The sequence below is a fragment of the Bradyrhizobium sp. Ses1 genome (genome assembly GCF_059512365.1).
This window is the reverse complement of record NZ_JCAMOQ010000059.1, coordinates 1-13913: the sequence shown is the minus strand read 5'-3', so window position 1 is coordinate 13913 and position 13913 is coordinate 1. Positions and strand designations below refer to the sequence as shown.

The 13913-nt window shown below is 62.5% G+C and carries 15 protein-coding genes; 11 read left to right on the top strand and 4 right to left on the bottom strand.

Going from position 1 to position 13913, the window contains the following annotated elements; translation table 11 throughout:
• Positions 1 to 124: 124 nt before the first annotated feature.
• The 6 genes from AC5ZG5_RS39215 (at position 125) to AC5ZG5_RS39190 (ending at position 7070) form a co-directional block, all read left to right on the top strand.
• Positions 125 to 952 (top strand): sensor histidine kinase family protein, encoded by an 828-nt coding sequence (locus tag AC5ZG5_RS39215; RefSeq protein WP_245474942.1) that lies wholly within the window; start codon positions 125 to 127, stop codon positions 950 to 952.
• Entirely contained in the window at positions 949 to 2064 is a 1116-nt protein-coding gene (locus AC5ZG5_RS39210; RefSeq protein ID WP_456646166.1) for an efflux RND transporter periplasmic adaptor subunit, read from the top strand. Before AC5ZG5_RS39215 ends, AC5ZG5_RS39210 begins: the two co-directional genes overlap by 4 nt.
• Entirely contained in the window at positions 2061 to 3137 is a 1077-nt protein-coding gene (locus tag AC5ZG5_RS39205) for an efflux RND transporter periplasmic adaptor subunit (RefSeq protein WP_456646165.1), read from the top strand. Before AC5ZG5_RS39210 ends, AC5ZG5_RS39205 begins: the two co-directional genes overlap by 4 nt.
• Positions 3134 to 6295, top strand: a complete 3162-nt coding sequence (locus AC5ZG5_RS39200; protein ID WP_456646164.1) for an efflux RND transporter permease subunit — start codon at positions 3134 to 3136, stop codon at positions 6293 to 6295. The genes AC5ZG5_RS39205 and AC5ZG5_RS39200 overlap by 4 nt, the downstream gene beginning before the upstream one ends.
• A gap of 14 nt (positions 6296 to 6309) precedes the next feature.
• Positions 6310 to 6816, top strand: coding sequence for a hypothetical protein (locus AC5ZG5_RS39195; protein ID WP_456646163.1), 507 nt, complete (start codon positions 6310 to 6312; stop codon positions 6814 to 6816).
• A gap of 74 nt (positions 6817 to 6890) precedes the next feature.
• On the top strand, positions 6891 to 7070 hold the full coding sequence (locus AC5ZG5_RS39190) for a hypothetical protein (protein ID WP_130231109.1): 180 nt from the start codon (positions 6891 to 6893) through the stop codon (positions 7068 to 7070).
• Positions 7071 to 7101: 31 nt separating this feature from the next.
• Here the strand turns inward: AC5ZG5_RS39190 and AC5ZG5_RS39185 are convergent, their stop codons facing one another.
• Genes AC5ZG5_RS39185 through AC5ZG5_RS39175 form a run of 3 tightly spaced genes read right to left on the bottom strand, consistent with a single transcriptional unit; the run spans position 7102 to position 9057 of the window.
• On the bottom strand, positions 7102 to 7449 hold the full coding sequence (locus AC5ZG5_RS39185) for a DUF1634 domain-containing protein (protein WP_130231111.1): 348 nt from the start codon (positions 7447 to 7449) through the stop codon (positions 7102 to 7104).
• Positions 7446 to 8318: a sulfite exporter TauE/SafE family protein gene (locus tag AC5ZG5_RS39180; protein ID WP_207231172.1), complete on the bottom strand. Its 873-nt coding sequence runs from the start codon at positions 8316 to 8318 to the stop codon at positions 7446 to 7448. The genes AC5ZG5_RS39185 and AC5ZG5_RS39180 overlap by 4 nt, the downstream gene beginning before the upstream one ends.
• A complete protein-coding gene (locus tag AC5ZG5_RS39175) occupies positions 8311 to 9057 on the bottom strand; it encodes a GntR family transcriptional regulator (protein ID WP_456646162.1) in 747 nt (248 codons plus the stop codon). The genes AC5ZG5_RS39180 and AC5ZG5_RS39175 overlap by 8 nt, the downstream gene beginning before the upstream one ends.
• A 110-nt stretch (positions 9058 to 9167) precedes the next feature.
• Between AC5ZG5_RS39175 and AC5ZG5_RS39170 the strand changes: the two genes are divergently transcribed.
• The 5 genes from AC5ZG5_RS39170 to AC5ZG5_RS39150 all read left to right on the top strand — a co-directional run bounded on the left by AC5ZG5_RS39170 (position 9168) and on the right by AC5ZG5_RS39150 (position 12486).
• Complete coding sequence (locus AC5ZG5_RS39170; protein ID WP_456646161.1) at positions 9168 to 9692, top strand: DoxX family protein; 525 nt, start codon at positions 9168 to 9170, stop codon at positions 9690 to 9692.
• A gap of 93 nt (positions 9693 to 9785) precedes the next feature.
• Positions 9786 to 10670: a haloalkane dehalogenase gene (locus tag AC5ZG5_RS39165; protein WP_028168524.1), complete on the top strand. Its 885-nt coding sequence runs from the start codon at positions 9786 to 9788 to the stop codon at positions 10668 to 10670.
• Between the two features lie 267 nt (positions 10671 to 10937).
• Positions 10938 to 11423: an HPP family protein gene (locus tag AC5ZG5_RS39160; RefSeq protein WP_080664103.1), complete on the top strand. Its 486-nt coding sequence runs from the start codon at positions 10938 to 10940 to the stop codon at positions 11421 to 11423.
• 45 nt (positions 11424 to 11468) lie between these two features.
• Positions 11469 to 11663, top strand: coding sequence for a hypothetical protein (locus AC5ZG5_RS39155; protein WP_456646160.1), 195 nt, complete (start codon positions 11469 to 11471; stop codon positions 11661 to 11663).
• A 634-nt stretch (positions 11664 to 12297) separates the two neighbouring features.
• Positions 12298 to 12486 carry a hypothetical protein gene (locus AC5ZG5_RS39150; RefSeq protein WP_130231115.1) on the top strand — a complete coding sequence of 63 codons (189 nt, stop codon included), beginning with the start codon at positions 12298 to 12300 and terminating at the stop codon, positions 12484 to 12486.
• 251 nt (positions 12487 to 12737) lie between these two features.
• Here the strand turns inward: AC5ZG5_RS39150 and AC5ZG5_RS39145 are convergent, their stop codons facing one another.
• Positions 12738 to 13097 (bottom strand): hypothetical protein, encoded by a 360-nt coding sequence (locus tag AC5ZG5_RS39145; protein ID WP_130231117.1) that lies wholly within the window; start codon positions 13095 to 13097, stop codon positions 12738 to 12740.
• Positions 13098 to 13913: the final 816 nt, after the last annotated feature.

Here is a 13913-nt window from a genome sequence, read left to right as displayed (position 1 = left end):
GGCGAGTGATCTCAAGAGATCGGGGTCCCAAAGGTGCCGGGACGGTGGACCCCCGTCGTTCGAGCCGAATGAGGAGAATGTCGTGACTGTTTTGAGCCCAGCCCCGTCCGGCTTGCAGGAAGGCGTGCTGCTGCGCGAGCTGAATCGCAGGGTCACCAACGGTGTTGCCTTGGCCATCGACCTGGTCTCCGCCGCGGTCATCCGGGTCGAGGGGACGGAAGCCAAATGCGCGCTCGGCGATATCGTCGAGCTGCTGCATGGCTACGCCGACGTGCATCGTGCGCTGGCCATGCCAACGAGCGACACGCTGATCCATGCCGCGACCCACCTTCGCAAGCTCGGCTGTGGCATGCGCCGGGCGCTGCTGGACCGGATGAACATTCAACTGGCATTCGCGACCCAGTCCATCGCGCTCCAGCCGAAGCGCTGCTGGCATCTGGGCCTGATCGTCCATGAGCTCGTGATGCACGCGGCACGGCACGCCTGCTTCGACGCGCGGGCCGGGCAGATCAAGATCAAGCTGACGCGCACCGGCGCGCTGGTGAACTGCGTGATCCTGGACAACGGAACGCGTCCCGCCCGCGATGTCTCGGATCGCGAATTGCGAATTGCGAAGGAAATCGCGAGGGCGCTCAGCGGTCGGATCGAGCAGGGTTTCGGCGCCGAATTCACCTCGATTGTTTTCTCGTTCCCGCTGACTGAGCGCGAACGGGGCGCAAACTGGTCAATCGCAACGCGCCAGATGAGGGCTCCGCGCCGCACCAGAGCCACCGCTTCAAATGAAGCCCTGCTCACGGCAAGCGCGGCGTCCGATCAACGCGAGCCCACCGTTGAGACCGATCCCCTTGCGGGACTCCTGCGCCAGCAAGAAAGCGAAATGATTGTCCCCCGCCAATCCGCCGATGCGCTTGGCGCGCTGTTGTCTCCTTCCCATCATACGGACGCGCTATGAAAAGCCAAATCTCGAACCCCGTTCGAACGCCTCATGCGGCGAAGACCCTCGCCGCAGCGGCGGTGCTTGCCAGCGTTGCGCTGACCGGTTGCAACGATCACGCGGCGCAGACGGCCACACGGGCAACGCTGGTCCGTACCACGATCGTGCAGCCGCGCGACCGGCAAGCCGCCATCACGTTGACGGGCGAGGTTCAGGCGCGCTTCCGTGCCGATCTTTCGTTCCGTGTCAGCGGACGTGTGATCGCTCGTACCGTTGACGTCGGTGATCACGTCAACAAGGGCGACGTCCTCGCCCGTCTCGATCCCGCCGAGCAACAGGCTGATGTCGATGCTGCGACGGCGGCAGTGGCTTCCGCGGAAGCCCAGCTGCGCGTGGCGAAGGCAACGTTCGAGCGACAGAAAGCGCTGATCGCAAGCGGCTTCACCACCCGGACCGTTTACGACCAGGCCCAGGAAGGTCTGCGAACCGCAGAGGGTGTGCTGGAGGCGGCCAGGGCGCAGCTGGGTACCTCGCGCGATGCGCTCGGATATACCATCCTGCGTGCTGAAGCGGACGGCGTCATTACCGCGCGAAGTATCGAGGTCGGCCAGGTCGTTCCGGCTGCCCAACCCGTGTTCTCGCTCGCGCAGGACGGGGAGCGGGATGCGGTCTTCGAGGTCTACGAATCAGTTTTCCTGGGCCAGACCGACAGCCGCCGCGTGACGCTGGCGCTGGTCTCCGATCCCAGCGTGGCAGCAACGGGTGAGGTGAGGGAGATTTCACCGGCCATCGACGCGAAGAGCTCCACGATCCGCGTCAAGGTGTCCATCGAGAACCCGCCGGCTCAGATGACGCTGGGCAGCGCCGTCTCGGGAACGGTCAAGGCGAAAGCTCAGAAGGAGATCACCTTGCCCTGGAGCGCGCTGATGGCCGCGGGCAGCAGGCCTGCCGTCTGGACCGTCGACCCGAAAACGCAGACAGCGTCGCTGAAGCCGGTCACGGTCGGCGCCTATGAAGCCGGTCAGGTGCTGATCAAGGGGGGCCTCGAGCCCGGCGAGCGCGTCGTCGTCGACGGCGGCAAGCTTCTGAGCCTGGGCCAGTCGGTCACTGAGGAGGGAGGTCGGTCATGAAGCGACAGGTCATGATGATCGCCGGCACGCTCGCGGCGGCCTCGTTGCTCACCGGCTGTCAGCAGGAGACGAACGCGCCGGAGCCCGTGCGCCCCGTGCTCTCAATGCTGGCCAAGCCCGACAACAATGACAGCACGCTTGCCGTCGGCACGGTCGAGCCGCGCTACAAGACCAATCTTGGTTTTCGCGTACTCGGACGGCTGACTTCGCGCCCGGTCTACGTTGGCGACATCGTCAGCGAAGGGCAAATCATCGGGACGATCGATCCCACCGCACTCGATCTCGCCGTTCGCGCGGCCAAAGCTCAGCTTGCGAAGGCCGAGGCGCAGCTTGCGACGACCAAGGCCACGGAGGAGCGGCAACGCGCGCTCATCACCAGCGATGCGACCACCAGGCAGACGCTGGACAATGCCGAGCAGGCCCGCGCCGGCGCCGAAGCAAGCGTCGCGCAGGAGCAGGCGAACCTGACCAAGGCGATCGAGCAACTCGGCTATGCCCAGATCAAGGCCGACTTCGGCGGCGTCGTCACCGCCGTCGGCGCGGAAGTCGGCCAGGTGGTCTCGCCCGGTCAAACCGTGGTGACGGTCGCGCGCCCGGACATTCGCGAGGCGGTCGTCGATATCGGGGAAGACCTGCCCGTGCCGCTCGAAGTTGGTCTCCCGTTCAGCGTCAGCCTGCAGCTCCTCCCCACCGTTCAGGTCGAGGGCAGGATGCGCGAAATCGCGCCGCAGGCCGATGCGGTGACGCGGCTGCGACGCGTCCGGATTGCGCTCGACAACCCGCCCGAAAGCTTCCGTCTCGGCGCGACCGTCACGGCAAAGCTCGGCAAGGACCAAGCCAAGGTCTTGCGCTTGCCGTTGTCGGCGGTGCTCGCGAAGGACGGGACTGATTTCGTCTGGGTGGTCGATAAGGCCACCAACACCGTCTCACTGCAGAAGATCGATGGTGTCACCGAACAGGCGGGTATCCGCGTCACCGGCGGGCTTGCCGCAGGCACCCGCGTCGTCACCGCCGGAATTCACAGCCTCAAGCCGGGACAGCACGTCCGCATCGAACAGGATCAAGAGCCATGAAGTCGTTCAACCTTTCTGACTGGGCGCTCGGCCATCGCTCCCTCGTCTGGTATTTCATGATCGCCTTCATGGCGGCCGGCTTGTTTGCCTATCTCCAGTTGGGGCGCCAGGAAGACCCTGATTTCACGATCAAGACCATGGTGATCCAGGCGCAATGGCCCGGCGCCTCGCCCGAGGAGATGACGCGCCAGGTCACCGATCGGATCGAGAAGAAGCTGGAGGAACTCGAATCGCTCGACTACACCAAGAGCGTGACGGTCGCGGGCCAGACCACCGTCTTCGTGTACCTGCGCGATTCGACCAAGGCGGCCGACGTCAAGCCGACGTGGGTGCGCGTCCGCAACATGATTGCAGACATCAAAGGCGATTTCCCGCAAGGTGTGATCGGACCCGGCTTCAACGACCGTTTTGGCGACGTGTTCGGCAATGTCTATGCCTTCACGAGCGACGGCTTGAGCCAGCGACAGCTCCGCGACCAGGTCGAGGACATCCGGGCCAAGGTGCTGACGGTGCCCGATGTCGGTAAGGTCGACATTCTCGGCGCGCAGGATGAGGTGATTTATCTCGAGTTTTCTACCCGCAAGATCGCTGCCCTCGGCCTCGATGTCCACGCCATCATGAATTCGCTGCAGGGCCAGAACGCGGTGGCGCCCTCCGGCGTGTTCCAGGAGGGGCCGGAGCGGATCAGTGTCCGCGTGAATGGCCAGTTCACATCGGAGGCTAGCCTCAAGGCGGTCAATCTCCGCATCAACGATCGCTTCTTCCCGCTGACCGATGTTGCGACCATCGCGCGCGGCTACGCCGATCCGCCGTCGACGCTGTTCAGATACAACGGTCAGCCCGCCATTGCGCTCGCGATCGGCATGAAGTCCGGTGCCAACCTGCTCCAGTTCGGCGAGGCGCTGAAGGAGGAGATGACGAAGATCGTCGCCGACCTGCCGATCGGCGTCGGGGTCCACCTCGTTGCCGACCAGCCCGTCGTGGTCGAGCATGCCGTTTCGGGCTTTACCGAAGCGCTGTTCGAGGCCGTGATCATCGTGCTCGGTATCAGCTTCCTGAGCCTGGGCTTGCGGGCGGGGCTCGTGGTCGCCATCGCTATTCCGCTCGTGCTCGCGATCACCTTCGTCGTGATGGCCTATTGCGGCATCTCGCTGCAACGCATTTCGCTGGGGGCCCTGATCATCGCGCTTGGCCTCTTGGTCGACGACGCCATGATCGCGGTCGAGATGATGGTGGCGCGGCTTGAGATCGGCGATCCCTCGGAGAAGGCGGCAACCCACGTCTATACCTCGACCGCATTCCCGATGCTGACTGGAACGCTTGTCACCGTGGCCGGCTTCATCCCGATCGGGCTCAACAGCAGCAACGCCGGCGAGTTCACCTTCACCTTATTCGTGGTGATCGCGGTATCTCTGATCGTCTCTTGGATCGTGGCCGTCTTGTTCACGCCGCTTCTCGGTGTCACCATCCTGCCGGCCAAAATGAAGGGACATCACGAGCAGAAGGGCCGCCTGGCGCAGATGTTCGCACGCCTGCTCCTGTTCTGCATGTATCACCGCTGGAGCACCGTCGCCGTGACGGCCGGCGCGTTCCTTCTCGCCCTGTTCGGCTTGCAGTTCGTGCAACAGCAGTTCTTCCCCTCGTCCGACCGTGCCGAGCTGGTGATCGACTGGAACCTGCCGCAGAACGCTTCGATCACCGAGACCAACACGCAGATGGCGCGCTTCGAGCGCGAGCAGTTGCAGGGCAATAATTCGGTCGAGCACTGGTCCAGCTATGTCGGCACTGGTGCGCCGCGCTTCGTGCTGTCGTTCGACGTGCAGACCGCCAACACCTGGTTCGGTCAGCAGGTGATCGTGACCAAGGGCGGCATCGCCGCGCGCGACAAGCTCAAGTCGCAGTTCGAGGACTATTTGAGAAAGACGTTCCCGGGCACCGACACCTACGTCAAGCTGCTCGAGGTCGGCCCTCCCGTCGGCCGTCCGGTGCAATACCGCCTGAGCGGTCCCGACATCGCCGAGGTCCGCGACCTCTCGCAGAAGCTTGCAGGCGTCATTCGCAGCAGTCCCGACCTCGGCAACGTGGTGTTCGACTGGATGGAGCCGGCGCGCGTCGTCAAGGTCGATGTGCTCCAAGACAAGGCGCGTCAGCTCGGCGTCACCTCGGAAGACATCGCCACCACCCTGAACTCGGTGCTGCAGGGCTCGTCGGTCACGCAGGTGCGCGACAGCATCTATCTCGTCAATGTCACCGGACGAGCGACCGCGCGGGAACGCGCCTCGATCGACACGCTGCGCGATCTCCAGATGACCGGGCTCGGCGGCCAATCGGTGCCGCTCGGGGCCGTCGCCAATCTGCGCTACGAGCTGGAGCAGCCCACGATCTGGCGCCGCGCGCGGATTCCGACCATCACGCTGAAAGCCGCCGTCGTCAGCAACGTTCAGCCGAAGACGGTCGTCGACCAGCTCGCGCCGAAGGTGGCGGAATTTACCAAGCAGCTTCCTGCGGGCTACGCGATCAAGATCGGCGGCTCAGTGGAGGAGAGCGCCAAGAGCCAGGGGCCGATCGTCGCGGTTGTGCCGTTGATGCTGTTCGTCATGGCGACCGTGCTGATGGTACAGCTGCAGAGCTTTTCGCGCCTGTTCCTGGTGTTCGCGGTCGCGCCGCTCGCGTTGATCGGCGTGGTCATGGCCATGCTGCCAAGCGGCGCGCCGCTGGGCTTCGTCGCCATCCTCGGCGTGCTTGCCCTCATCGGCATCTTGGTCCGAAACTCCGTGATCCTGATCGTGCAGATTGAAAATCTCAAGAAAGAAGGCAGGCCGGCCTGGGATGCCGTGGTAGAGGCAACCGAGCATCGCATGCGACCGATCCTGCTCACGGCCGCCGCCGCAAGTCTCGCGCTCATTCCGATCGCGCGCGAGATTTTCTGGGGGCCGATGGCCTACGCCATGATGGGCGGCATCATCGTCGGCACGCTGCTGACGCTGCTGTTCCTGCCGGCGCTGTATGTTGCCTGGTTTCGCATTCACCCCGATCACGGCGGTCAAACATCGACGGAGGAGCCGGCCGTGCCTGTGCACGACACTCCCGTGCACGGCGCGCCTCATGAACACGCTCGCGAGTCGCAGCCGACTCCCATCCCTGAAACGCAGTCTTGAGAAACAGCAACACCATGTCACGCACGACCATTCTGATGTTAACCCTTGGCACGATTCTCGGCACCGCGATGCTATCGCCACCTGCGGCGTTTGGACAATTCCCGCCGCCGCCTCCAATGGCCGGGCCTCCGCCAATCGCAGCCGGCGGGCCGCCGCTGGCTGCGGGGGGCCCCCCGGCATTCGCGGCTCGCCCTCCGATGGGGCTTGGCGGTGCACCACGTGCCGGCCTCGGTGGTCCGGCGCCTCGTCTCGATGCCGGACCTGGGCCGCGCGGTGCTCTCGCAGAGGGCGGGCGGGGCGGACCGGCGCTTGCGAACGCCACGCGCGCCACATCGGTGACCTACAACCGGTTCGGAAGCTACGGCCGGTACGGTGGGTCACGGTACGGCTATCGCGCGGCTTATGCAGCGAGCGCTTACGCCGGCGCCGCTGCGGGCTATGCCTATGGACGCGGCTACTCTTCCGAGGGCGACTGCTACTACGCCTACAGTCGCCACCGACGCGTTCTGGTTTGCGATTAACAATCAGTAGCAGGTGATTTTGGACCGGGCGAGCTCCAACGGCATGCCCATCACCTTCAATCTAGGAGAAGACAATGAACAAGCGACTGATAGCGACTATCGCCGGCTGCGCCTGCCTTGCCGCCGCGACGGCCGCCGAAGCACGAACCTCTTACGATGGCCCCTGGGATCTACTCTTCGTTACACAGCGCGGAAATTGCGATCCGAGCTACAGCTTTTCGGTGAACATCAGCTTCGCGGGGGGCTTTTGCTGAGGTGAATATCCTCATCGACAAAATCTCGCCTTCAGTGGATTGCAGGTCCATAAAGACCGGCCACTACACTGACGCCAATCGTTATGAGAACGATGCCGGAGATCGTCCCGAAGAGATAGTCCCGCTCGCGCAAGAACACGATCAGCATCAAGATAACGCGTAGGATCGGGAGCAGGATGATGAGCGCGATGCCTTTCCCGACGATGCTCGTGCCCAGCGTCATGGTATGCCCATGCGGGACGATGCATCGGCCGAAGAGGGCAACGATCATCCCGAGCGCGGTCACGCCCGACGCGAGCCAGATACCGTATTTGAGCTGCCGTGCAAGGAGCCGATCCATCCTGCGGGTTTCATCGAGCGCCTTGTCGTCCGCGATCATGCGGCCTTTCCGAACAACTCGATGTGGAAGGCAGAGAGCAGCATCTGCGCCGCAAGGGCTATAAGCACTACAACAAACAGGGCCCTCACTTTTTCATTTGAGACTCGCATCAAGATGCGGGCTCCGACGACTGATCCCAGAACCGACCCCAAGGCGACGGGACCGGCAATGGCGGGAACGATGGAGCCTCGTATGAAGTATGCCCCCGCGCTGGCAGAAGCGGTCACCCCTATCATGAAATTGGAGGTTGCCGAGGACACCTTGATCGGCAGGCGGAGGGCGGTGTCCATCGCAGGGATCTTGAGTACGCCGCTGCCAATCCCAAGCAGCGCCGAGATAAGACCGGCACCGTACATCAGGAACATTCCTCGGGGCAGCTGTCGTACCTGGTAGGTGACGCTACGGCCGAGCACATGGTCGGGATAGCTCGCGTGGAGTCGAAGTTTGTCCGCCCAATTGCCGGGCGGGTCGGCAATGCTGATACCGACCGGATCGCTGCGCCGGGCGAGCATCTGATGCGCCGATACCAGCAACACCACAGCGAACAGGCCGTAAAGGAAGGACACCGGGACGAGCCCGACAAAGAACACGCCCGTGAGAGCCCCGAGCGTCGTCGTAGTCTCCAGCACGATGGCGAGGCGAACGTTGGTGAGTCCTCGCTCAAGGAAGGATGCAGCGCTGCCGCAGGAGCAGGCGATCACCGAGACGATGCTTGCGCCGATGGCAGTGCGGAGGTCCACGCCGCCGAACAGGGTAAGGATGGGTACAATGAAGATGCCGCTGGCCATGCCGAGCATGCCGCCCAGCGCGCTCGCGCCAAACGACATGACGAACAGCCAGGATCCAAAGCCTGCATCCATGTCAGGCATCTCTGGTTTGCGTTGAGGTCCTCGTGCGTCGGGCAAGGCGCGTCACGAACCGGATCAGATCGCCGCGATAGTGTAACCGCTCATAGTCGACGGGCCGATTGCCGGTGGTGTAGGACGTGCGCTCGATGAGGAAGATCGGACTGCCGGTCGGCACTTGAAGCGCCTCGGCAGCGACAGCGTCGGCCGCGGCCGCTTCCAGCTTGTATTCAGCTTCGACCAGAGGCGTATCGTACTTCTCCTCCAAAAGTGCAAAGACCGGTTCGGCCTCAAGGTCGTTTCCCGCGACCTTCTCGCCTAAGCCGCGAGGCAAGTAAGTCTCGTCGAAGGATATGACTACACTGTCGGCTAGGCGAACACGCTGGAGCCTGAACACTAGCGTCCCAACTGGCAAGGCAAGGTGGCGTGCGACGGTTTCGTCGGCTGCCACAATGCGCTGGTCGAGCAAGCTGGTGCTCGGCGTTCGCCCCAATGCCTGCATGTCTTCGACGAAACCGGTTAGCTCGGTCAGCTCCTGCATGATCTTCGGTTGGGTGACGAAAGTGCCCTTGCCCCGCCTGATCTCGACGAGCCCGCGCTCGATCAGGTTCTGGATCGCCTTCCGCACCGTCGGGCGACTGACCTTGAATCGGTCAATTAGGCTTTCCTCGGGCGGCAATTGAGTTCCGGGCGGCAGGCTGCCGTCAGCGATGCCGGCCGCCAGAGCGGACGCGACACTTTCGTAAAGGGGCATAGGCGACATAACGTCATCGTGACGTCATGACCTCTTGATGTCAAGCCCAGCTCGCGGTAAATTCTCGTCATACCACGGCGTCCACACAGCCGGATTTAGATCAATGGAATCAATGAGCTATGTTAAGGAGAGGCCGCGAACTGATCAGCTGTTCGGCGATCGCCCGCTGGGCTCCGATCCCGCTGCGCCTGATTGTTGGATATGGCTTCATGGAACACGGCTTCGCCAAGGCGGCGAGGGGCTTCGATGCATTCCCCGCCATCCTGCAGGCGATGGGCCTTCCCGCGCCTCATTTGCTGGGCTGGCTCACCATCGCGGTGGAGATCCTGGGCGGGCTGGCTGTACTGCTTGGTGCACTGGTGCCTCTCGCCAGTATCCCGATGGCGATCGTTCTTTTGACCGCGATGTTCACCGTGCACCTTCCGTATGGCTTCAGCTCAATCAAGCTTCAGGCAATAACGGCCGCGGGCGCGCAGTTCGGGCCGCCGGGTTATGAAACCGATCTCCTTTACCTCGCTTGCCTGGCGGCTCTCGTCTTGGGCGGACCCGGACCGCTTTCTATCGACCGCCTTCTGGCGGATCGCACAAGTGAAGCGGCATCAACTCCAAACTCGATCGCGACGTGCAATGTATCGGGACAGTAGACGCAGGACCGCGCAGACGGAGAAGCGACACGTAAGGCGTCCGCAATTCGGCTCAAAGGCTTTCTCGGTTGGCGAATATGAGGAGAAGCGAACATGATCTCTGCGGCATTTCCGTACCAAAAGCAGCGGCGGCGGGTCCTCGGCAGCGAGATGGCGTACGTGGAGGTGGGAGAGGGCGACCCGATCGTGCTGCTGCACGGCAATCCCACCTCGTCGTACCTCTGGCGCAACGTGTTGCCGCACCTGCAGCCACGAGGCCGCTGCATTGCCCCCGACCTGATCGGCATGGGCGACTCCGACAAGCTGCCTGACAGTGGCCCCGGCTCGTATCGCTTCGTCGAGCACCGCCGCTACCTCGACGCCCTGCTCGAGGCCCTGGATGTGCGCGAGCGGGTCACCTTGGTCGTCCATGACTGGGGTTCGGCCCTCGGCTTCGACTGGGCCAACCGCCACCGCGAGGCCGTGAAGGGTATCGCGTACATGGAGGCGATCGTGGGGCCGCAGTACTGGGATCACTGGGACAAGTTCGGAATGCGTTCCGCCTTGCAAGGGCTGCGTTCCGAGCAAGGCGAGACGATGGTCCTGCAAGACAACTTTTTCATCGAGAAGATCCTGCCGGGGGCTATCCTGCGCACCCTCTCCGCCGAGGAGATGGCGGAGTACCGACGGCCGTTCGCCGAGCCCGGCGAGGGGCGACGGCCGACGCTGACGTGGCCCCGGCAGATCCCCATTGAGGGCGAGCCCGCCGACGTGGCTGCGATCGTGAACGCCTACGCGGACTGGCTGGCGGCGAGCAATGTGCCTAAGCTGTTCTTGAGGGCAGAGCCCGGTGGTATCCTCGCCCACGGCCCGGTTCTCAACTTGGCCCGCAGCTTCCCAGCGCAGACCGAGGTGACGATCTCGGGGCTCCATTTCGTCCAGGAAGATTCGCCGCACGAGATCGGACGGGCCGTCGCTGATTGGATGGCGAAGTTATAGAGTGCAATTACCTGGAGATCGTCGGACTCCGAACGATCATCGATGCCTCGGGTCCTGCACTTCGAAGAGATCGCCGCAGCCGCGGTGGCGCTCTCCGAGCCCGAGTTCCGAGTGCTCGATCAGGTCTCGCCAGCACGCTCAGGCAAACATGAGCGCGTTCCGGCGTAACGGCTGCTCGCGGCCAACTTATCTGGCCATCATCAAACTTCCAACCCGAATACGCTTGGCCGGCGCCGACGCCAACCGTGACCTAGAAATCAGGCTCAGATGCCCTACCGACCTCGCTTACTTGCCATCCTTGCCGGAGCGGCCGGGAGCGCAATCGCGATCGGAAACATGGAGGCGTTCTCTATTGAGAGCACATTTCCGCTCTTCGCGGTTCCATTCGCGACATCGATCGTGACGGTATTGGGCTCACCAAAAGCAGAACCGGCACAACCCCGTGCCCTTGTCGGCGGTCATCTTATCTCCACGCTGGTTGGGCTACTGGTTGTGAAATTGTGCGGTCCAGCGCCGTGGGCCGCCGCCATCGCAGTTGGTTTGGCAATGATCGCAATGCATCTGACCGGCACATTTCACCCGCCCGCCGGCATCGATCCGCTGGTTGTTGTCGTCGACAACATGTCCTGGAGCTTTCTGGTCGTGCCGGTTGGCATCGGCGCCATGCTGCTCGCGACGTTTGCTTTTGCTTGGAACAATGTCCTCACGGGACGCGCCAATGAAGGCCATGTCTGGCCGATCCGGTGGTGGTGACCTTTCATACGCCTTATTGCGGTTGGCCGGGGAAAAGGTGTGCCAATGGCCGCGCCGCAGATACGCACCAAACAGTTCGTGCTCGATGGCGAGGCCGTGCTGCTCGGCGTCGATGGCATCAGCGACTTCGCCGGGCTGCACTCACGTAAGCACGACGACGAGGTCCAATTCTATGCGTTCGATGTCCTGACAGCTGAGCGCGAGGACTACCGCAAGCTGCCCCAACCCTGCCGCCGGTGATGACGCCGCAACCGGCTTCGGTCATTGCGTGACTTGATCTAGTTCTCTCGCTCCCGGTGGGTGAGTTTATAGCCCGGAGCGGGCAAACCAAGCGGTGTGTACAGATAGCTGACGACCAGCGACGGGACGCCACGGCTCGCGATTTCAATCAGCCTGCCGTGATCTGGATTGTCCTTAATATCCTCCAGTGATGTGAGCAATGCCTTTGTTTGTGATCTGATTGAGCAGCCGGGTCCGGGGCGAGTGGCGGTTCGAGCGGTTCGTCGAGCGGAGCAGGCGGGACGGGTTCGAGCTCTGGCGCAGCCGGTGGAGGAGATGCGGGCTCGGCAGGCCAAATGTCGCCGAAGAACAAGAGGTGAGATCGACGCGGTCCCGCAGCTAGGGCGTGTACTCATTGAGCGACTGGCCGAATGATGTTCGCTCAACCCCCAACAGCGGCGAAAGAGCGGACATTGCCCGAGGTCGCAGAAGGGCCATGTGTGGACCAATACGGCAGGTCTGGCCACAGATGCTGAGCACGCTTCTTCGCCCCCAACCACGATCGGCCCCGCCGCAGCGTTATCTCGCAAGTGTCGCCTTGTAGGACCGGTTGAAATGGACACAATATGCTCGCTTCGGGATCGAGGAGGATGCCATGCCCGAAGCACCAAGCGACATTGATTATACGGTTGATGTAAGCAGACACGAGACGATGCTCCGTGCGAACACACCCAAAGGAGAGGAATTTCTCGGCGGCGCTGACCTTACAATGTCCAATGAGGAAGCGCATACATTCATACAGGATGCCCGCGCAGCAGGGCTGACGGTCAAATCGTTTTTCTAGCAGCTTCGCAAACAGACGCTCGGCTTCGTCGATATTTTCAAGGCTTCGGAAAGTGAAAGTAACCGGCCCCGGCGGCCCGCGCGTTAGTCGGGGCTGTTTATCGTTAGAGCAACAACGCCAGGACCACGCACGCCGCGGCAATGCACATCGCCAGTACGAATATCACTATGACCATATCGCCTCGGTCGGGTTGGCAGCCGAACCATGCAATGTTACCGCAGTGGGAACTGCTGATCGCCCTGCGCTCGCGATCAGCCCATGCTCCCCGGCATGAAGCATCTGACGCCAACGGAAGCGCCGTTCAGATAGTAGGGCCAGACCATCGCGCGACCAGCGCGGTTCGGTCCATCCACGACAGCGTCGTTCGGAACATCAACCCACTCGCCATCAATGCGCACGCGATAGTGACCATCCTTAGTTTCCCAATCGGCGTCATCAACGCGCTTCGCATCACTGCCATCGCAGCAGGGCCCTTTGCCGCTGTGCAAGCTCTCATACCAACTGCTCAACTCAGGGTGCTGATAATCGTGGGCGCGGGCGTGACCGATTGTAGAAATCGGCGGCAGGACGGCGAATACAATAAGTGTTGCATGCCAAATGTGATTGTTCATCTCACACCCAATCCCGGAATCTCTCTGTGCAAGGAAATTCATCCATCCGCATCAACATGCGAAGCTGTCTCAGCTCGCCGCTGGTAGTCGTCAGCGAGGGCCTTAAGCTGAGCCGCAATCGCTGAGTCGGTCATGGTTTTGGCGGCGCGGAGCAAAGTCTGTGCTATCTCTAAATATTCCTTGCCTCGTCGTGAGTTCTGGGCCGTCATCAAGCCCTCGTGCGGTTCTCGGGCAGCTGGTCGAAGGCGATTTGGAGCCAGCTCACCCAATTGCGGTCACTTTCCCGGCGAGTTCTGAAGCGATCGACGCACTTCTTGGAACAAAGCGGGGTTCGCCACGAGTAGTGCCGGACGAGACCAAACTTGCCATCACACACTGCGCATCGCGCGGCACCGCCAGATCTAAGATTATCGGAGCAATGGGGCATCGTAGTCTCCTCTTGGTACTATCGTCGCTGTTCGTCGATCATCCTTTTCCACCGTCGCACTGCATGGGCCTGTGCGCTTTTCCTACGCGTGCAACTTAGGACGATCGCGGTCAGCCGCTCAATTGAACGTAGGTAATGCGCCTGCCATCCAAAGCGGCCAGGGAATGATACGAAGGTTTAGAGAGCGCGCCCCTAAAGCCGACCACTTCCGCAACGGGTCAATCGCGTCGGTTTGGCCGGACTACGGCGACTACCGGTCTACCCCGGTTAACGGACATTCTCAGGTAGGCGGACATGTCTCAAAGGGGCCAAGGGACTAAACCGCTCGCGCGGTAGGCCGCTGCGGCAAACAGGGTGGCCAAGCCGATAGCGCCAAGGGGCGTCCTGTC